At 62.3% G+C, this 18,493-nt stretch carries 13 protein-coding genes; 3 read left to right on the top strand and 10 right to left on the bottom strand.

Annotated elements, in window-relative coordinates; all coding sequences use genetic code 11:
* Positions 1-123 precede the first annotated feature (123 nt).
* A complete protein-coding gene (locus tag ACFTR6_RS18850; RefSeq protein ID WP_377959033.1) occupies positions 124-1,362 on the bottom strand; it encodes an MFS transporter in 1,239 nt (412 codons plus the stop codon).
* Between the two features lie 228 nt (positions 1,363-1,590).
* On the opposite strand from ACFTR6_RS18850, the gene ACFTR6_RS18845 reads away from it, so the two are divergent.
* The gene (locus ACFTR6_RS18845; protein ID WP_377959032.1) at positions 1,591-1,839 is read left to right on the top strand and encodes a hypothetical protein; all 249 of its coding nucleotides are present in this window, start codon (positions 1,591-1,593) and stop codon (positions 1,837-1,839) included.
* A gap of 12 nt (positions 1,840-1,851) precedes the next feature.
* Here ACFTR6_RS18845 and ACFTR6_RS18840 read toward each other — a convergent pair whose 3' ends face one another.
* Complete coding sequence (locus ACFTR6_RS18840; RefSeq protein ID WP_377959031.1) at positions 1,852-2,292, bottom strand: phosphohydrolase; 441 nt, start codon at positions 2,290-2,292, stop codon at positions 1,852-1,854.
* A gap of 162 nt (positions 2,293-2,454) precedes the next feature.
* On the opposite strand from ACFTR6_RS18840, the gene ACFTR6_RS18835 reads away from it, so the two are divergent.
* On the top strand, positions 2,455-2,937 hold the full coding sequence (locus ACFTR6_RS18835) for a hypothetical protein (RefSeq protein ID WP_377959030.1): 483 nt from the start codon (positions 2,455-2,457) through the stop codon (positions 2,935-2,937).
* An 88-nt stretch (positions 2,938-3,025) separates the two neighbouring features.
* Positions 3,026-3,163 (top strand): hypothetical protein, encoded by a 138-nt coding sequence (locus ACFTR6_RS18830; RefSeq protein WP_377959029.1) that lies wholly within the window; start codon positions 3,026-3,028, stop codon positions 3,161-3,163.
* Between the two features lie 150 nt (positions 3,164-3,313).
* Here the strand turns inward: ACFTR6_RS18830 and ACFTR6_RS18825 are convergent, their stop codons facing one another.
* The 8 genes from ACFTR6_RS18825 to ACFTR6_RS18790 all read right to left on the bottom strand — a co-directional run bounded on the left by ACFTR6_RS18825 (position 3,314) and on the right by ACFTR6_RS18790 (position 18,482).
* The gene (locus ACFTR6_RS18825; RefSeq protein WP_377959028.1) at positions 3,314-4,576 is read right to left on the bottom strand and encodes a hypothetical protein; all 1,263 of its coding nucleotides are present in this window, start codon (positions 4,574-4,576) and stop codon (positions 3,314-3,316) included.
* 216 nt (positions 4,577-4,792) lie between these two features.
* Positions 4,793-8,077 carry a UvrD-helicase domain-containing protein gene (locus tag ACFTR6_RS18820; RefSeq protein ID WP_377959027.1) on the bottom strand — a complete coding sequence of 1,095 codons (3,285 nt, stop codon included), beginning with the start codon at positions 8,075-8,077 and terminating at the stop codon, positions 4,793-4,795.
* Positions 8,074-10,902 (bottom strand): PD-(D/E)XK nuclease family protein, encoded by a 2,829-nt coding sequence (locus ACFTR6_RS18815; protein WP_377959026.1) that lies wholly within the window; start codon positions 10,900-10,902, stop codon positions 8,074-8,076. The genes ACFTR6_RS18820 and ACFTR6_RS18815 overlap by 4 nt, the downstream gene beginning before the upstream one ends.
* Before the next feature lie 56 nt (positions 10,903-10,958).
* Positions 10,959-13,622, bottom strand: coding sequence for a sigma-70 family RNA polymerase sigma factor (locus tag ACFTR6_RS18810; RefSeq protein WP_377959025.1), 2,664 nt, complete (start codon positions 13,620-13,622; stop codon positions 10,959-10,961).
* Between the two features lie 112 nt (positions 13,623-13,734).
* Positions 13,735-15,414, bottom strand: coding sequence for an NERD domain-containing protein (locus ACFTR6_RS18805; RefSeq protein WP_377959024.1), 1,680 nt, complete (start codon positions 15,412-15,414; stop codon positions 13,735-13,737).
* On the bottom strand, positions 15,411-16,157 hold the full coding sequence (locus tag ACFTR6_RS18800; protein ID WP_377959023.1) for a hypothetical protein: 747 nt from the start codon (positions 16,155-16,157) through the stop codon (positions 15,411-15,413). Before ACFTR6_RS18800 ends, ACFTR6_RS18805 begins: the two co-directional genes overlap by 4 nt.
* 123 nt (positions 16,158-16,280) lie before the next feature.
* Complete coding sequence (locus tag ACFTR6_RS18795) at positions 16,281-16,964, bottom strand: DUF6308 family protein (protein WP_377959022.1); 684 nt, start codon at positions 16,962-16,964, stop codon at positions 16,281-16,283.
* Between the two features lie 27 nt (positions 16,965-16,991).
* Positions 16,992-18,482, bottom strand: a complete 1,491-nt coding sequence (locus ACFTR6_RS18790; RefSeq protein WP_377959021.1) for a hypothetical protein — start codon at positions 18,480-18,482, stop codon at positions 16,992-16,994.
* Positions 18,483-18,493 lie beyond the last annotated feature (11 nt).

Here is an 18,493-nt window from a genome sequence, read left to right as displayed (position 1 = left end):
AAATGCCCACCGTGCCGCCAAGAGATGCGAAGGCTTGGCGGAGCGGAGTTCTGGCTAATGTGGGGCTCTTTCCGCCGCTAGTGTAGCGAGAAACCCTTCCTGACGCGCAGCCTAGCGGCAGCCCTACTGGTGCTGGAGCGCGGGCTCCGCGGCTTCCGGCTTAGACCAGCCCCGCTCTTTGCGTCCGGCCGGGTAGGCGTGCCGCTTCCCGGCCAGCGTAATGACAAGCGCGACGGCGACCGGCAGCGCCGCGGCGACAGGCACCATGAGCGGGCCGGCCAGGACGAGGGCGGCGGAGCCGTAGAGGGCACCGACGGTGATGCCGAGCTGGATGGTCAGGACGGTGAGGCCGTTGGCGGCATCGCGGTATTCGCCGCCGGCGCGGAGGATGGCGGCCTGGTTGTAGATGCCGATCGCGCCGAGCCCGGCGCCCCAGACGGCCATGAGGACCATGGCAACCGGGAAGATTCCGCCGCCGAGCGGGAGGAGGAGCATCGCGGCGGCGATGGCCGCCGTCGTTATCAGCAGCGAGCGGCGGGGCCGGGTGTCCACGGTGATGCCGGCGATCCAGATGCCAATGAGGCCGGAGGCGCCGAGGACGGTGAGGGAGAGGCTGATGGCGTAGTCGGGGAGGCCGGCTTCGCGGATGAACGGCGCGATGTAGGTGAACAGTGCGAAGTGGGCCAGGACCAGCAGCGGCCAGGCGATGGCCACCGACTTCACGCCGGGCTGGGCGATGGCCAGGCGCATGGAGGGGCGGACGGCGTCGGGCGTCCGGCGGAGACCTGGCAGGAGCCAGAGGGCCAGCCCGGTGAGCAGCAGGCCGAAGCCGGCGAGGAAGAGGAAGGCCGCGCGCCAGCCGAAGAGCGTGCCCAGCGCGGTGCCCAGGGGAGCGCCGATGGCCAGGCCCAGGCTGTTGCCGCTGAAGACGATCGCCAGGGCCTTGCCCACCTTGTCGGCCGGGACCACGCGGGAGACGAACGGCGCCATGGTGGTCCAGAGCAGGCCGTGCGCCAGGCCGCCGACCAGCCGGGCGCCCATGGCGGCGGTGAAGTTGGGGGCGAGGCCCACGAGCACGTTGCTCAGCGCAAACGTCAGGACGAGTGACACGAGCAGGCTTTTCCGGGGAACCCGGGCCAGCAGCCGGGCGGCCGGGATGACGGTGACCACGATGACGGCGGCATAGGCGGCGGCGAGGTAGCCGGCCACGGGCTCGGACACGGCCAGGCCCTCACTGATCTGGGGCAGCAGACCGGACGGCAGGAGCTCGGTGGTGATGGCCGTGAAGGCGATGGTGGCCAGGACCAGCATCGCGGCGAGCGGGAAGCGTTTGGGCGCAGGCGAGGGCAGGGCGGAGGACATGGGGGAGCGGATCCATTCAAAAGGGGGTGGGGCGGAAAGGGACGTCGCTGGCCCGGAAGTTCCAACCACAAAGTTACCGGATTTATTCTCCCTGAGGCAGGGTCTGCCAGTCCCTGTTTGGGAGCACTCGGTGTACGGCACCTCACGGGAGCAGTTACAAAAATTGCATAGCCCTAAGAGTTTTTTGTAACTGCTGCAGTTGTCCGTACCCAGGGATACATTGCAGCCATGACCAATGAAGTGAAGCCCGCAAAGAAGCGGGAAGCCGTCCGGAAGTGCCCGGTGTGCGGCCACGAGTCGTGGCGGATCGCTTACGGCATGATGACGTCGGACGCATGGGCCGAGCATCCGAAGACGGAGTTCGCCGGGTGCTGCGTGATAGTGGAGGAAAGGATCTATCCCGCCACAGGAAAGGTCGAGACCGGGGTGCCGGAGTGGGCCTGCCAGAACCCGGAGTGCCGCCACCGCTGGTGGTGACGGCGCGGGCTCTCAGTGCGCCAGAAGCTCCAGCGCCTTAGCGTATTTCCCCGCCAGCCGCTCCCGCACGTCAGGGTCCAAGCGCGCCGTCCGTACCGGATCGGTGTTGTCCGCGATGTCCGCCAGCTTCACAGCCAAGGCGATGGGATTGCTTCGGATGGCCTCGTAGTACCGGTCGCCCTCGTTCTCCACGGTGCGGGTGAGCAGGACGACGGCGTCAATCACCTCCGCGCTGATGCCGGCGGCCCTGAGATCCTTGGCTGTGATGGAACAGTCCTCGATGACGTCGTGCAGCCATGCCGCCGCAACATGCTTCGGGTCATCCAGCCTGTTTGCCACTCTGCGGGGATGCTCGATGTAGGGGTCACCCAGCTTGTCTGTCTGGAACCTGTGAGCGATGGTCGCGATCGCCTTCGCCGCAGCCACTTCCGGGTTAGCTTCCAGGTTTTCCATTGGTACCCCTTTTTGCCGAGCGTTCGGCCTCCTGCAGCGATACAGGCAGAGTATAAACGCCCCCTGACATACGGTCAGCTCGGGCAGGAGTCGCTTCGACCGAACAAATGTCAGTGGGGGCCCTGACAATGAGGGCATCGGTTAGAGATGAAAGGCACCGACATGCTAGATACGACCGCACTTCCCGAATCCTCACTGGAACTAATGCCGGAGCTTCAGCCCGAGGGAGCGCTGGGATGGGGAATGTTGGAATGGAAGGCCCAGGTGGGGACGTGGGACACGGGCTGGCACGACGTGGAGTCATCCTCCCATCTGGTTGGCCTTATTCAAGCGGTCCGTCACGACGGCAACTGGCTGGTTGTGCAGACCAGGTATATCGATGTGACGCGTTACGGGAGGTACGCCCAGGCCATGAGCACGGGAAGCGGTTACCAGGTAGAGGTTGCAATGGTCAGCGGTGGGAGCACCAATAACTGGCGCATCGGACTGGGACCTTTGGCAGATGAGGCGGCGAACGAGCCACACACGGGAGTTGCTCCGTCACAGAATCTGAGCCTAGCCGGGGCTTGCGAAGTGATGGTGTCTTGGCTGAACGGCCACGGCTTGCCGCTGGGCTATGGCGCGTCACTGCACGTTTACGGATGATCTATGAGTCCTGAATGCCCCCGAACCTGGCGGCCGAATGTGGAGTCATGATGCGACTGTAGGTGACCTCCGGAAGCTCCACGAGGAGATGAAGGATAAGCCCTACGTCCCAAGCCTCGACTGGATCGCCACGGGTGCATTTGTGGACCGGGGTCAGCCTGACGACACGCCGCTGTTCCCCCGGTCCGTGCCCATCAAACCGACTGACGGCGACCACCCTGCCTGACCGCTTCCTGTCTCGGACCACCTTTAACTAAAGCCAGTTGCCTTAGTCGGGCCTCGCCTTGCTAACTAAACGAGGTCGTCGCGGGGCGAGAGCGGGTTCGAATGCAGTAGATCGCAATGAACTGTCCTATGGACGGTTGACAGCCGGGGCTCACTCAGATTTCCTCGTCACCCTTTTCGTTATCCCTGCGCTGGCAGAGCCTCGCTCGCCGATCATGCTGGAAAGTTTGCCTTTCACCGATCTGGCGCGGTCGAGGGTCTCGTTGCCGAGGCGACCCGCGGCATCGATTCCCTCGGCTCCTGTCTCGAGCGCCTTGTCCCTCACTTCCGTCACCGCGTCCAACCATCGGCGCGCTTCCAATGACTGCCGGCCGTCCTCGATCCCGAGCCGCCCGTGAAAGTCCATGACGCCGGTCGCGACATAGTTGCTCGAATGCACCACTGCCCGCGACGCGGCGGGGTGCAGTAGGACCTTCGCGTTGGCTGTGGCAGCAGCCGCATCCATGCGGGCCATCAGTCGTTCGGTGCTCCGTGCGATGAGTTCCAACCGGTTTTGCCGGGCAGCCCTCAGAGCAAGGCGATGCTGGTCCAGCTCATCCGGAGACGCGTCCAGTACGCGATCAAGTTCGAGCACGGCGATCGCGTCTTGCAGCTGGAAGCAACGAGCCAGAACGGCGAGCCACTCCTGAACCTTGGACTCGGCCTCCTTGGCAGTCGTGGCCAGGTCACCCACTTTCGATTTTTCTTCCATCTTCTCCGCTAGCGCGTCGAGTTGACGCAGAGTGTACGCTTGGGTCCGCGCGATCGTCATCGATGTCCCCTGGACCTTCGACCACGTGACCTCGGAGACCCTGCCAACTCGCTCTCGAATGGTCATAGCCTCCTCGATAACGAAATCCACTCCGATCATGTCCGCTAACACAGCGTCCTTCTGGGCGCGGAGCACATCGTCGACTTTCTCATCTATCGTGGCAAGATAGTCGGTGATCTCGTCCATGGTTTGTTGCATCGCAACCTGTGCCATGATCCCCGCGGCACCAGCCAGAATGGCCGGGTTTGCCAGAAGCGATCCTGGTCCTTGGGCGAACTGGACAATTGCTTTGATCCCTTGGGCTTGGCCCTTTGCTTGGACAACGCCTAAACTGAGCCCCGTCGTCGAACTCTGCATCAGGCCGTACTTTTTGATGGCCTGCGCGGACTCCTCAGTCAGCTTCACCCACCGACCTGAATTGGCAGCAATTTCAGAACTTAGCTGCAAGACTCCGGCCGCGCTACCGAGGGCAGGCTTCAGCCGCTGCAGCCCCAGATCCTTCGACGGCAATCCTTCGGACACCAAGAAGCGGTCGACAGCCGCCGGATCACCGATGACCGCCAGGCCATCACCGTCACTGATCAGCTGAATCTCATTTTCCATTGTTGGCTCCTAAAACGTTGGAAGGGAATGCGGCATCTCTGAATTGAGGCTGAAGTCGAGGTGAGCGCGGCGGACCCAGATTGAGTGTGAGTACCGGAACCGGACACGACTGCTCGGTTGCGCGAGTAGGTGTCGGGAGCACACCGAACTGGCGTATGGGGCTGGGCCCTTCATCCGAGTTCACGTTTATTAGGGAGCAGAAGTGCTGTGCCGCCATCACTTCTGCTCCACGGTACGCCGTCTAAAGACCTCGGCTTGCCCGGGCCTGCAGGAGATCAGGATGAGCTCGCTCACCGTCTGCCCGGTGATGCGCTCTACCATCTGCGCGTAGGTCGACAACTGACGCCAATATGCTGCCATGGTTTCCTGCTTGACGCTTATGTCTGTCTTGAAGTCGGCAATGACAAGGCTTCCGTCGTCCTCGCGATACATCAGGTCCACTACGCCTTCCAGCGTCACGTTCTCGAGCGAGGTGACAATCGGAAGCTCCAGCCAGTGATCCCGGTCGGCAGCCCTCTGAACAGGTGCACTCCTCAGGGCAGAGCGGGCGCGCTCGGCGAGGCCGGCAGGATCATTAAGACCGGCTGCGCTGGCGACCCTTTCGGTCAGCGCCTCAAAATTCTCGGCCTCACGCAGGTCGGTCAGTTCGAGCAGCCGATGCAATGCGGTTCCGAAGTCCGTGCCGTGATCCCCTCCTGGCTCCGCGAATGACGGCAGCTGTGCGTCGTCTTCCATGCCCGCAAACTGGGGTGCCCCAGCGGTTTCCACGCTCTTCTGTCCGTTCGCCGCGTCCTTTGCAGTGGCCGTGACCGAAGTGGCGGACACTATCGCTGAGGACATTTGCCACGCCTCGCGACGGTGCTCCCAGGCTTCGTACGGTTCGACTGGCAAGACCTTGTGAGGCGTTCTGCCCAGTAACGGCATGTCCTCCGGGACACGCAGGTCCGGCGCTGAGGCTACGTCGTCGGAGTCCTTGAGGAACTGGCCAAGACTATTCTTGGCGTTCACGTAGTGCGAGACGACCAGATGGCTTTCCGCACGGGTGCAGGCGACGTAGAGCAGACGGCGTCGCTCGGCGTCATCGAATAGCTTTTCCACGCCTTCCGCGCTCCCGTATCCAGCTGACCGGATATCGCCGATGAAGTGCACTTGCAGTTGCGACTTCTGATCCCAGAGGGCAGCGGACTTCTGATTGTTGGGACCTGATCCGGTCCCGGCCAGAATCACCATGGGGAATTCCAGACCCTTGGAGGCGTGGATGGTCATGATTCGTACGGCCTGGACGTCGGTCTCCGGCACTACGGCTTCCTTGACCCGCGAATTTTCCTCCTGCTGTACCGCCGCCCACACGAGGTAGTCGCGCAGCCCGCCGTGCGTTGCCTCCGTCCAAGCCCTGGCCTGATCAATGACGAACCGGAGCCGACGCCACACATCGCGGTAACGGGGGGCGTCAATCGCTGCTTCCAGCATGCGCCGGTCAGTTACCAGCCGCTCCATGATTTCAGCTGGCGTCAAAACTTCGATGTAACGGCACAGTGCGGCAAGGTACTGAAGGGAGTGCGCGACGGTGGAGTCTTTGACCGCGTCCGGCGGGGTGGAGAAGAGGTTCCAATGTCCTCCGGCTTTTTTCCACTCGAACAGCTCATCATCGCCGCATCCGAACATCGCCGATCGAAGGGTCAATACCAGCGCAGCTTCGTCCGCCGTGTTTGAAATTGCCCGCAAGGCGAGTAGCAGGTCGGTGACTTCCTGGGTGGAGTAGACCAACGATGACGCTTCCGCCCGGTACTCGATGCCGGCGTCATCAAGCGCATCCTCGAGGGCGGCAAGGGACGTGCGGGTGGGGATCAGGACGCAAATGTCCTTCAGCTGGACCGGTGAACATGTGAAATCGCCGGAGCGCTTGCTTTGCTTCTGCCACGCCGGCAGCCCTGCGGTGCCGGTCGCGATTCTGATCGCAGCAGCAACGTCGGCTGCTTCCTGCCGGCGCATGTCATCAGCGGAGACCTTCCCGGATTCTCCGGGCTGGGCGCCTGCACGGCCGATAACGGAGACAGCCGGACCGTTTTCTTCGCTCCATTCGGGGCGTTGCGGATCGGGCGTCAGCGCGTGGTACTCAGGCTGAATGGTTCCACTCGGCCTAATGAGCTGCCCGAACGTGGCGTTGATCCAATCGAGGAGGCGTCCGGTTGACCGGAAGTTGGTCTGGAGCGAAGCGATTGCCGACCTTTGGTCGTTGGAGAAGCGCTCCTGGGCCGCCAAGTAAGTGGCGATGTCCGCCCTGCGGAAACGGTAAATGGATTGCTTGGGGTCGCCCACTGTGAACAGCCGGCCTGCGGGGATGGCTAGCTGCTCCCACCCGTCGGGTCCACACACGTCGTCGGCTGAGATCCGGGTGGCCAATTCCGCCTGAATGGGGTCCGTGTCCTGGAACTCGTCCAGCATGATGCAGCGGTAGCGATTGTGGAGCGTCGTATGTACAGCCTGCTTGTCTTCGCCGACCAGCAGGTCCCGGGCGTGGATTAGGAGATCGTGATACTCCAGCTCGCCGCTGTGCTGGCGTTCGCGTGCAGCCTGCACGAGAACCTCAGCCATGGCGGCTGTGACCGTTTCGACGGCGGGTTCGACGAAGCTGTTGCGCAGGGCGATAGCCTGGTCGGCCAGGTCCTTGCAGGAGGTTCGCACGTCAGCCACGTTAATGGACCAGTTGCCTTTTTGCCCGCCGCCGAAGCCCTTCTGTGGAACAGAGTGCAGAAGTTCGAGCACCAGGCCGAGTTCCCCGGTCTCGGCCTCGGCCAGCCGGCCGTGCCAGCTCCTGATGTGTTCGAAAGCGATGAACAACTTGTCGGCCGAATCCGTGCAGTGATCAGCGTGTGCGAGGACCTCGGCAGTCTGGCGCAGGATCGGGCCAAGATCCACAGCCGGGATGTGCCGCTTCCGGGGAGGGTGGCTTTCCAGCCGGTCCCAGTTCGCGTCCAAGTCAGCGGCCACATTCTGCAGGTGGTCCAAGGAAACGCCGACGGCGAGGATTATGCGGAGTGCGTCGTCAAGGGACGCATCACTGAAGAGTTTTTGCCGGGCCGCTTCCCACCGGCGCGTGAAGGCGATCTGGGACCGCAGCTCGTCCACCACGGTGATTAGGGGCGGCACCCCGGCTTCGATGGGATGTTCGCTGATGATCCGCGCTGCGAAGGAGTGGATGGTACCGATGGGAGCAGTGTCCAACTGATTCAGCGCCCTAAGGCGCAGTTCCGTGGGGCTTGCATCGGACAGCCGCCGGCGGACTCGCTCCCGGAGCTCACCCGCCGCTTTTTCCGTAAAGGTGATGGCGGCGACACTCTTGAGTTCGACGCCGGCGTCGACCATCGCGCAGATGCGCTCGACAAGTTCATGCGTCTTGCCACTGCCTGCGCCTGCTTCGACGAAGATGTTGGCTTCGAGCTCCTGCTCGATCAGCGTGCGGTCTGTCTGGTCGGTGAGTTCCAGGACTTGGGATTTCATTTCTCCGCCTTCAGGAGCTGGGCATACGGCTGGAGTTCGTGGGCGTTTTGAAGCTTTAGCCACTGCTGGCCAAGCTCCTGTGCCCCCATCATTGTGGTGAAGTTGACGTAGCGGTCAGACTCGGGCCGAGGGGGGAATACGCCGTTCCGCAGCGCCGACATGATGAGACCGGCGTCTTCGCGGAGCTGCTCCACGACGTCGTCAGTCACGGTGTAGCCAATCTTCGCGAAGTTGCCGGCCTTGGAGATGAACCAGTATTCGGCGGCGACAGGTGACTGCGGGTCTGCGAGCGTCCGCGCGAACAGGCCGTAAACCGGAAGCTGGTACCGGGTACCGTCCGCGGTGGGATGGTTTTTGAGTGGTGCGTACTTGTCGGCCTTGCCGGTTTTGTAATCGATGACTTTGACGGTGCCGTCGGCATTCCGGTCGATCCGGTCCACCTTTCCCCGGAACCGGATCACGGTGCCGTCGTAGAGGGCCAGCTCGACTGGCGGGTGGCTATCGGTGTCCTCCGGCCCGAAGCTTGCTTCCTCGGCGAGGTAGCTCCAGCCCTCGGTGCGGCTGCCGTGGTCCTCAGCTGCTACCCGCTGCAGGTCTTGGCGGATCATGGCCTGATTCCGCTCCCAGACGTGACTAAGCCACGCAGGGTTGGCGAAATCCGCAAACGCGGCATCTGCCAGCTCCATGAGGCGGTCCGACGACGGGGGAAGGCCGTCTTTGGTGATGCTGCGGACATAATCTTCCAGCACCTGGTGAACGAGAATACCCCGCTGCTGCGGTGAAATCTGAACCTCCAAGGTGACATCCTCCAGGATGTTCACTTTCAGGACGTGCTTCAGGAAGTAACTGAGCGGACTGGTCACCCAGTCCTCGAGGCGAGTCGGCGACAATGCTTTTTCCGCTTCGACGATGCTGCCCGCATGGGCTCCGAGATTGCCGTTGAATCTGGAGAAAATGCCATCACGCCGGTCCCGGGTGACAGCAAGTGCCTGCTGCAGCGCTGTATCATCCCGAAGCGCCGCTGTACGCTCATCGGCCGTGAGGATGCGTCGCAGCCGCCACTCCTGGGCCGTTGGGGGAAGTGCGGCCTTAGTGGGGGAACCGTTCTCTATGCCGTGGGCGAAGGACTGCAGTTCCTTGTCGGGACGGGTGTTTAGCCATCGGGAAATCTGGTAGCTTCCGGATCCGCGCAGGTCCCCGCGGGGGCTCGTGACGATTCGCTCTGATCCCGCGGCTAGGGCGGCGAAGAACTGTTCCTTGCTGGCTTCTGCCCGCTGCTCCACCGTGGGGAGTCCGCAGTCCATCCTTGCCCTGACGGTGTCCGGAAGGAGCGGGTTCTCCCGGATTCTGGCTGGCGCCAGCCCTTCGGCCGCTCCGACGAGGAACATAACGTCCAAATCCCTGGCAACGGCGTCGGCGTAGCTGCCGATGACGACTCCGGTTCCGCTCTTACCGGTCCAGGCACCCTTCGAAGCTACCGCCTCCTCCATTGCACTTTGCACAAGCGTTGGACGAGGCTGCAGGCCGACGAGGTCCAAGTGCCGGAGGTCAAAAGCGGCCTGGCTTACGGCGTCACGGGCAGCCGCCTTCTCCGGCCGTTCTGTCGCTGTTCGAGGGCCCATGAAATCCTCAAGAAGCGAGATCATCCCGGCTGACGCGTGGCCCCAAGTCCCGCTAGAGTGGATCTGCTCAAGCCGGGCTGCGAGTGCCGTGACAAAGGATTGGAATATTTCGAACTGCCCAAGTTGACGGGCTCGGCTATCCGAGCTCTTTTCTCCGGTCTCGTCCTCCGCCGGTGGACTGGCGTACAGCTTTTCACAGACGGCGCTGCTGGGCAGCTTCTGTTCCTGCCAAGCGAACGTTCCTTCGGCGTGTATGTTCAGGATGGCGCGCGCGTCAGGTTGCTGAGGATCGAGTTTCAGTAGTTGAAGAAGGCCGCGGGCGAGCGGCGAGTCGCTGAGCCGATGGGCTGCCGGACCGACGAAGGTTATTCCCGACTCAGTAAGCCGCTGGGACAGCAAGGCGGCATAGGGCCGCGAGGCTGAGTGGAATATTCCGACGCGGTGGCCAGGAGTGCCCGCTGCCAGCTTTTCGACGACAAGCCGGACGACAGCGCGGACTTCGTCATCGGCATCCGACGCTGTCATGAGGGTTGTGATGTCACCCACGGCACCGGACGCAGTGATGCTCTGCATGCCGGCCTCCTCGAGGTTTCGTCGGAAGTCAGATTCGGAGGGGCGGGGCTCCGTTCCGAGCATGAAGCCAATGACGGTACCAAGCCGTCGTTGTACTGAGTTGGTTCCAAGTTTCTGGCCCGCGAGGGCAAACGCGTCATGGTCCGTGTAGCACTTGGAGGCCAGCGCCTCCTTGGCAGTCCCATGGATCCGGAGCACTTCATGCGTGAGCCCCGGAAGCGCGGGGTCGGTTGGATCCGGTGCGGCATCCAGCAGTTCGGCTGTCTTAGCGATGGCGCTGGCCGTGGCGGGCCGGTCGGCAACATCCTTGAAGAAACCCGGAGCATCATTCAAGACTTTGCTGACAGCGCCCAGCCTGAGGACCGGCAGGAGCGGATTCCTTCCACTGAGCGCTGGGTCGTCGGCGATGAGCTCAGCTGCCAGGTCCTTCAAGGTGAAGGCTCTGATGCCGGCACTTCCCGCACCTGAGTTAAGCGTCCGGCCGAGGTACCTAGTTACATCTAGGCCGGAAGCGTGGGACGGGACCAACACGGTGACAGGCGCCAGAGGGTCCGTGGCCTGTGCATGGCCGATGATTCCGGCGAGCTCAGCCAAGGCGTCGCTTACCGAAGAGAAGTTACTGCAGGTCATTTCGTTCCCTCATCCTGACGTTTCGAACAACATAGCAACCTGCACTGACAGGATTGTCATTGCGTCCCTGCCCCGTCATTCCGACTGATGTCGTCGCTGGGCTGTACCGAGCTGACAGGCTCTGATGAATCGGCCTGCTGGGCGGCTGGCACTGGCTTATCTGAGTCAAAGTGGAATTCGTGCAGCGGGCCCGAGACGGCTGGGTCCTTGAGCACGTCCATGGTCTTCTTTTCGATCTGACGAATACGTTCCCGGGTGACTCCGTAAACCTTCCCGATTTCGTCCAGCGTTTTGTGCTCGCCATCAGTGAGCCCAAAGCGCATGGCGATCACGCCAGCCTCCCGCTCGGTGAACGTGTCGAGGATCGTGTGGATCTGCGCAGTGAGCTCAGCCGCCGAGAGGCGCTCGATTACGTCCACATCGGAAGGATCGACTATTTGCTCTCCCAGCGGTTCGAGCCCACCCTTGCCATCTGAGACAAGTACGTCCAATGAATACACAAGCTTGTCCAAGGTCAGGAGATACTCCACCTTGGCCGGCGTGTTGCCCGTTCGTTCGCCGATTTCTTGGTTGGTGCAGCTTCTGCCTTCCATGGCAGCACTATGTCGCGCGGACAGGACCTTGTGGATCTGCTCCACCATGTGAACGGGAAGCCTGATTAGGCGCCCCTGGTCAGCCAAAGCGCGGGTGACCGACTGGCGGATCCACCACGTCGCATAGGTCGAGAACTTGAAACCCTTGGTGTAGTCGAACTTGCAGACTGCCCGGTGGAGGCCGAGGTTACCTTCCTGAATGAGGTCCAGAAAGTCCAAGCCGTGATTTATGTAGCGCTTCGCGATGGACACCACGAGCCGCAGGTTTGCTTCGAGCAGGGCGTCGGCGGCCCGCTCACCCAGCAGTGCTATCGCGCGGAGCTCCCGGGAGTGCTTGCGGCCTCGTGGAGTGCCGTCGCCCAGGAGGTGTGCGGCGTAGAGCCCTGCTTCGATCTCCTGTGCCAGTTCCACTTCCTGCTCTGCAGTCAGCAACTCCGCGCGGCCGGCGCGGCGAAGATAGTCCCGCACGGCGTCATCGCTGAAGCCTTCTACGCCGGCGAGTTCCTCCGGCCAGTCAGGATCTTCAAGATCGAACGAAGTCGGTGCGGACTCGTCCTCGTCGTCGTAGCCGGACGGCAGCAGGTAGTCCTCCAGCCCGGGGTCGTCGATGACATCCTCGCCGGGCTCGAACTCGGGGCCATCTGAGGCATCTTCCCCCGCCGGGCCGCCGTGGTTATCTGTGGGCCGTGGTGGGGGTGTCGGCTTGGGTTCCGGTGCAGGTGGTGCCTCAGGCTCCGGCTGGCGTAGGAACTCCTGCAGCCGGCAGAGGTCGGTCTTCATGTCGAAGAAATCAACCTCGCGGGCAAATGGCAACACCTTGCCAAGGAATTCCTCGCCCTGCACATCCGGATCCTCGACGGTCCCCTTGGAGTAGAGAACAACAAGCCGGCCGACCCGGCCGTCCGCCTTCTTACGGATGACACGTCCCAGGCGCTGCACCATCTGCCGCTGGCTGCGGTTGGCCGCCACAATGATGCCGAGGTCCGCTTCCGGCACGTCGATGCCTTCGTCCAGCAGCCGGGGAGCGGCGAGGATCTGGGAGGCGCCGCTGCGGAAGTCCTCCATGCCCTGTTTCCGGTCGTCCTTGGCCATGCCGCTGTACAGTGCGGAGGCCTTGGAGCCCAGCGCGGTGTAGACCTGCTCGGCACGGCGCGCGGATTCCTGGGTCTGGGTGAAGACAAGTGTGCCGTGGGACTGGTCCACGGTCTCCTTCAGCGCGGCCAGGGCGAGGTACTTAGTCCGTGCCTCTGCCAGCAGAGTGAGTCGGGATGACATGGCGCGCGTGTATCTGCGGGCGAGGGTCGCTTCCCGGCTCGGGAACTCGGAGGCTGCCAGCGCAGCGACGGCGGCGATGAACTGGTGGAAAGGCCGTCGCGGGATTCCGGCATAGGACTCCAAGTGGCGGGCCGTCTCCGCCATCGTGTCGGAGAACTCGTCGTAGCTGACCTGCTCTGAAGCCGTCAGGTCAACGCCGACGAGCGCAATGTCGAAGGGCGCAATGACCTCATCCTGCAGCGCTCGGTCATACCAGAGCTTGTAGACCACCCCGCCGAAGTACGGAGTAAGCAGGTTCTCGTGCTCGCCGTCGGACCGCTCGTAGGTGGCCGTGAGCCCAAGACGCCAGGCATACCCTTCCTGGAGAGCGCCAGTGAACATCGGCGCTGCATAACGGTGGCACTCGTCCGCGATGATGAGCCCAGCCTTGTGGCTGCGCAGGGTCTCGCGGTTGGAGGCCGAGTGCACAATCGCCACAAGGATGTCGACGTTATCCAGCGAGTCCACTCGGCCGTTGCCGAGCGCCCCGCGCCTGGCATTAGGAAGGTCTCGTTGCAGGGAAGCCAGCCACTGGCTTTGGAGTTCGGCAGTCGGCACCAAGATGAGAACCTTGATGCCCTGGCGGACTGCCTCGAATGCCGCAGCAATGCCCACGCGGGTCTTGCCTGCACCGGTGACAGCTTCCACCACGCCGCGGCGTGCATTGGAATGCCAGGCCTTCAGCGCCTCCTGCTGCCAGGTGTAAAGGAAGGCATAGTCGTACTCGGTCGGAACAGACGCGGCCGCTGCTGTCTCGGGCACCCGGGTGAGCGTGCCACTTAGGTGCGACGCGTCGTCGGCAAGTTCTGGCATTTCATCCCCCATTGGACGGTTTGGAACTCAGTGAATGAAGACTATTGGGCGGGTCTGACAAAAACTGAACTGCCCGCCGTCGTGCTCGCCTATGCAGCGGCCAGCAGTGACGTCACGCCTGAGGAGGCCACCATGCCTGTGCCCTCGAGAGCGCCATCTTCAGCTCCCTGCCGCCGGCTTCCTCCAGCAGAGTGCTGTCGCCAACCACCACCAGCAGGCTCCTCGCCCGGGACAGGCCGACGTACAGCTGCTCCGCGGCGCGCTCCATGTCCTTGAATCCGTTGACGCACAGCACAACAACAGAGCGTTCCAGGCCCTTGAAGCCCAGTACATGGCCATAGAATTCTGCTTCGCCCGCGTGGAACTCGCGCCAGTAGTCTTCCGTGGCGCCACGTTCGAAGAAGTCCAGATGGATTGGGTGACGTTCCTTTGTGGTGAGGAGCGCAATCTGGTTGTTGGCCCACCCTTCGGTGATGAGCGCATCCACGCAGTCTCCGCCGATGTCGAGCGCCTCGTCCGAAGCGCAATCCACGAAGCGAACGGGCAGGCCCGTGCTGCCGCGCGGAGTGAAATGCTCTCCGGCCAGAGGCTTGAAGGTTTCCGCGATCTTGCGAGTGTTGCGTAGGTTCTCATCAATGTGGATGGGCACAAAGCTTGCCGTGGGCCCAAAGGTGAAGTCCGCCGTCGCCCCTCCCCACCTGCGATAGACATCCTGACGGTCATCCATGAAGGCATACACCTCGCCGTCGTCGGGGTTCTTGGTGCAGGCGAGCAGCGCATCCCACCACAGCGGGGCGAAGTCCTGTGCCTCATCGACGACGACGGCATCCAGCCGTTCATGCTGCTCCATCGTGGTTGCCAGTTCCTTTAGCAGGCGGGGCATCTCCACGTCGAAATACTCCTGCCCCGAACCATCGGGAACGCCCAGCCCCCGTACGTATTCGTGGAACTCGCCGGTGAAGACGGGCTTTGCCTGGCGCCAGCCGGAAACCCGGTCCTGCAGGTACTGCCCGAGGCCCTTGTTGTAACAGAAGAGACCGACGCGTTTGCCCTGCTTGCTGAGCAGACGGGCCTTCTCCACGGCGAGCCAGGTCTTCCCGCTGCCGGCACCGCCGGTGAACCTCACCCGGCTGAGTGACCTCGTGGCCTGAAGCAGCACTGCCTGCCGCTCCGTTAGGTGATCCTGTGCGTCCTCGGCTTCCTGTGGATCCAGGGAATCAACGGACTGCGTATTCAAATCCCCGCTCAAGTGCTTGACGATGCGATCCATGAAGGACGAAGCCAGCACGTTGGCTCCGCCTCCTTCGCGCTCTATCGCTTCACGTACCAGCTCCGCCGGCGACGCGACGTCGGCCTGGTCAAGGACAAGGGTCCTCGGGCAGCCAGCCATATCCCAGTCCTGCCGCACGGGGGTGTACGGCAGCGCAACCATATAGGCGAACCGGCTGGTCACGGGCGTACCAAGCTGCCTGCCAATCCAGCCCTTGAACGCGTGGAGCGACCCTTGGGACTGGGCGATGGGGCTGAGGATGCGGTGCTTCCCACTTCGGTCGGACTGGTACCACTGCCCGTTGTCGATGGAGACAAGCCCGCCCTTCACTTCGATGGCGGCCATGCCGACGCCGGGCCACAGCACGAGCAGATCGATCTCATGCTCGGCCCGGCCGTCCCGTACCTGGACCGAATGGGCCAGAACGCAGTCATCCGGAAGGCTGTTCCGCAGCGCTTCCCATACGGCCTTCTCGGCTATCTGTCCGTCGCCGAACTCCGGTTCTTCCGGAATACACCTCATGCGGTTCCTCCGGCAGCCATTCGTAGCCGCTCGATGTCCTCGGGGTAACTCGCTGCGAGCGATGGCCGGGTACCGTGCGCACTTGGATGTTTGAGGAAGCAGACAAGCCTATCCAGCCCACCAAGCCTCATCTGGACGAGGTTCTGCTCTCGGTGCGGAGTGCCGAACTTGGTGTACTTCCCGAACATTGGTCGCCGCTGGAAGACGTCCGGATAGGCAAGTCGCAGCGTCTGCGCGGCTTTGCTGCCGACGACGACGATCAGCCCCGCCGGTGACGCAGCCAGAATGCGGTCCATGTGTTTGGAAGCGCAGAGCGGCGCCGCCTCGGCGACGCCCTCCTCCCCGTTGGACTTGCAGTGGACCACCTCCGTCATCACGGCCTGCTCGTACCACGGTGTTCCTGAACCGAGCAGCGCGTAAGTCTGTTGCTCTACCCAGCCCCGGTACGGCTCGGGAGTACCCCAAGCCGGCCCGTCTGCTGTTTCTACCTTTCGGTGCCGGCGGTTAAGGACCCACCCGTGTTCGGGGACGAAGCGGTTGATCATAAAGTCCGAGATGTCGGCGTCGTCCCAATCCACTGTGGGGTACTTTTCGGCTACGCGCTTCGCGCGCCATCTGGCAGCTGGATTGCCCGCACTAATAGCCGGGTTCGAGGACAGGTATACGATACGGGCCGACGCCAAATTGCCGGCCCATGCTTCTGGCACTTGAAATGGGCCAGCCAATCCATCCTGCGAGTCCACGATCCTTCGGCAGGGGTGGGCTCGGCCCTCTTCCGTGTCCGTAGCAGCACGCACAAGTTCACTACACCGAGCAACACTCAAGGCAAGTTCTTCGAGGTATAGGGGCATGACTCTTCCGGTGCTCTAGGTCTTGATAGTTGCTGCAGACGATGGACGCTGTTTCCCATCCATCCATAGGACGATGTCCATGACTCGGAGGTCAGAGATTGGTTCTTCGATTCCGGATTTATCGCGTATCTGCCGCAAACGTGGCGACAGGCCTGGATCCTCCATGAAAGCGTTGTGCCAGGTGGACCACTGGCCTATCGAATTCCCATTGAGGCCCATGAGCGGGCCAACCACTGAGTCGTAGATCGGAACTAGCCGAGGACGTTTACGAGCCATAATCTTGCTGGCCTTTGTCTCTCCCACGCCCCATCTGCCTGTGTCGCGGCCGCGAAGCAGATGCCACAGTTGTGTCGCGGGGCTGTCCGGGCCGAAGGTATCCGCGAATTCGCAGGAGGGTATCTCGGCAAGGTCTCGGTCGGCAGGAATTTTGGCTAGGAGACCCGAAATTTGTACTCTATGCGTGTCCAGGATGCCCATGGCAGCTTCGCCCGGTATGTCCACCGCCAGAAATGAGACGGCTACAAGATCGTCGGCCGTAATCGAATCCCGATTCTTGCCTGAGTCCCCGCCGCCAGCCCACGAATTGAAATAGCTGCCGGTGTAGGCGGGCCGGCCATCTGCTGTACGCCGGTAGTAGGCGGCCAGGAGACGGGCCGCTTCTTCTTCATTGCCTTCGGTGAGGATCGTGGGGAGTGCCATGTTGGTCCTATCTACTCAAATGGGAATTTAGCTGGCATTGCGGAGCGTTTGCACAGAGCCTTTCAGGACGTCTTCAACTGTGACTCCGCCGTCCGGGTTGGTTCCGGAGGGGAAACTCCCGGTGTGCCATCGAAGCTCGTCAGCTTCATGACAAGACCTGCCTTCTCTCAAGCCCTCAAGAGTGACGTGGCCGGCATCTTCCAACGCAACACCTTCCCTGAACCAGTTAGGGAACTCCGCATCGGGATTCGACCAACCGTCTTGCAGCAGGCGCTCGGGATAAATCGGCCAGTCGTCCGGCTGCAGGAATTCCTCGGAGACGATCTCGCACCAGGCCCCGTCGGGCCCGGGGGTGATCTGGGCGTACGGCTGAGGCCCTCCATCCGCGCCTGCCCCGTATTGGATGCTGAGGAACGAGTTCCACGGCATCGTACGGAGCACTTCACTGATGAGTTCTGCAGCTCGTGCCCACGCGTAGTCTGCGGCAGCCTCGGTTCTCAAATGGCTGATCATTCCGCGGAGCTCATCTTCTTCCAGCGGAACGTAGGCGCCGATCACAGGCTCCCAGGCTCCAAAGTGCCGTCCGATGGCCACCGCAGAGGGGCGATCCCGACCCATGGCTCGTTCGGCGATCATCCAGCTGTCGTAACTGTCAACGTCTTTCGGGGATCCGAACAGACCTTCTGTAGCGCGGTACGCCTGAGAAGCGTCTTCGTAGTCGGCCGCGGCAAATCCACCCTCCACAGCCGGAAACTTCATACCGACAGATTCAAGCGCCAAGTGCCATGATCTCCCCGTCGTTCCCTCGCGGATCCGTTCGGCCGGGGGCGGGGCGAGGGGGATCCCCTCGCCGCTGGCTTTACGAATGATAGCTTCCCGCGACTCTTGATACTCAGAGAATGAAATGCCTTCGTCGTCGCCAGCGTCAATGGCCTCAGCCGTTGTTTCGATAAGAGCGATTATCTGACCGACCTGTTGCCGCGAGAGCGCCTCGGACAGGATCATTCGAAAACCATGAATTTCGGGCAACGGAACCTTACCCAGGGCCAGCGCGTAATTCGGTGCAATCCCTCGGCGGTACCCCGTCACGTAGCGCAACCACATCATATCGGTGACCTTAAATGGTCTTCTACGAAGGACGGGGTCTATGAGAAGGTCACGGTTTTTCAACAGTTCTGAAGCAATGTCGATGTCGATCGTGGCGCCGAGAGCGGCCAGAACTCTTGGAATATCGGAGCTTTCATTTCCCGCTTCTAGAAGCTGGACGACCCTGTGGGCATCCTTTCGCAGAACGTCAGCAGTTGCAGAGCAGCGCCTGCGAAGAGCTTCGGACCGCTGCTGCTCGCTCTGATCAGCTACCCGGATACTAAGCAGACGCAGCATGTCGTAAGCTCTCATACCGGCATCCGTCGCAATGCGCTGCAGCGGGTCACCTGCCTGGTAGGCCTTCAATGCCCGGCTGGCAACTTGCTGCCGATCTAGCTGACGGCCGTGCGACACGGACTCTTGTTCCTCCAAGTGCAACTCTC

Origin of the sequence: Arthrobacter sp. NPDC057009 (assembly GCF_042673905.1) — a bacterium.
In the GTDB taxonomy this organism is placed as follows: domain Bacteria; phylum Actinomycetota; class Actinomycetes; order Actinomycetales; family Micrococcaceae; genus Arthrobacter.
This window is presented reverse-complemented; position numbering and strand designations above follow the sequence as displayed.

What these genes read in the sequence shown, in the direction of transcription:
- ACFTR6_RS18850 (WP_377959033.1), bottom strand. Translation starts at nt 1,362, where the DNA reads ATGTCCTCCGCCCTGCCCTCGCCTGCGCCCAAACGCTTCCCGCTCGCC.
- ACFTR6_RS18845 (WP_377959032.1), top strand. Translation starts at nt 1,591, where the DNA reads ATGACCAATGAAGTGAAGCCCGCAAAGAAGCGGGAAGCCGTCCGGAAG.
- ACFTR6_RS18840 (WP_377959031.1), bottom strand. Translation starts at nt 2,292, where the DNA reads ATGGAAAACCTGGAAGCTAACCCGGAAGTGGCTGCGGCGAAGGCGATC.
- ACFTR6_RS18835 (WP_377959030.1), top strand. Translation starts at nt 2,455, where the DNA reads ATGCTAGATACGACCGCACTTCCCGAATCCTCACTGGAACTAATGCCG.
- ACFTR6_RS18830 (WP_377959029.1), top strand. Translation starts at nt 3,026, where the DNA reads ATGAAGGATAAGCCCTACGTCCCAAGCCTCGACTGGATCGCCACGGGT.
- ACFTR6_RS18825 (WP_377959028.1), bottom strand. Translation starts at nt 4,576, where the DNA reads ATGGAAAATGAGATTCAGCTGATCAGTGACGGTGATGGCCTGGCGGTC.
- ACFTR6_RS18820 (WP_377959027.1), bottom strand. Translation starts at nt 8,077, where the DNA reads ATGAAATCCCAAGTCCTGGAACTCACCGACCAGACAGACCGCACGCTG.
- ACFTR6_RS18815 (WP_377959026.1), bottom strand. Translation starts at nt 10,902, where the DNA reads ATGACCTGCAGTAACTTCTCTTCGGTAAGCGACGCCTTGGCTGAGCTC.
- ACFTR6_RS18810 (WP_377959025.1), bottom strand. Translation starts at nt 13,622, where the DNA reads ATGCCAGAACTTGCCGACGACGCGTCGCACCTAAGTGGCACGCTCACC.
- ACFTR6_RS18805 (WP_377959024.1), bottom strand. Translation starts at nt 15,414, where the DNA reads ATGAGGTGTATTCCGGAAGAACCGGAGTTCGGCGACGGACAGATAGCC.
- ACFTR6_RS18795 (WP_377959022.1), bottom strand. Translation starts at nt 16,964, where the DNA reads ATGGCACTCCCCACGATCCTCACCGAAGGCAATGAAGAAGAAGCGGCC.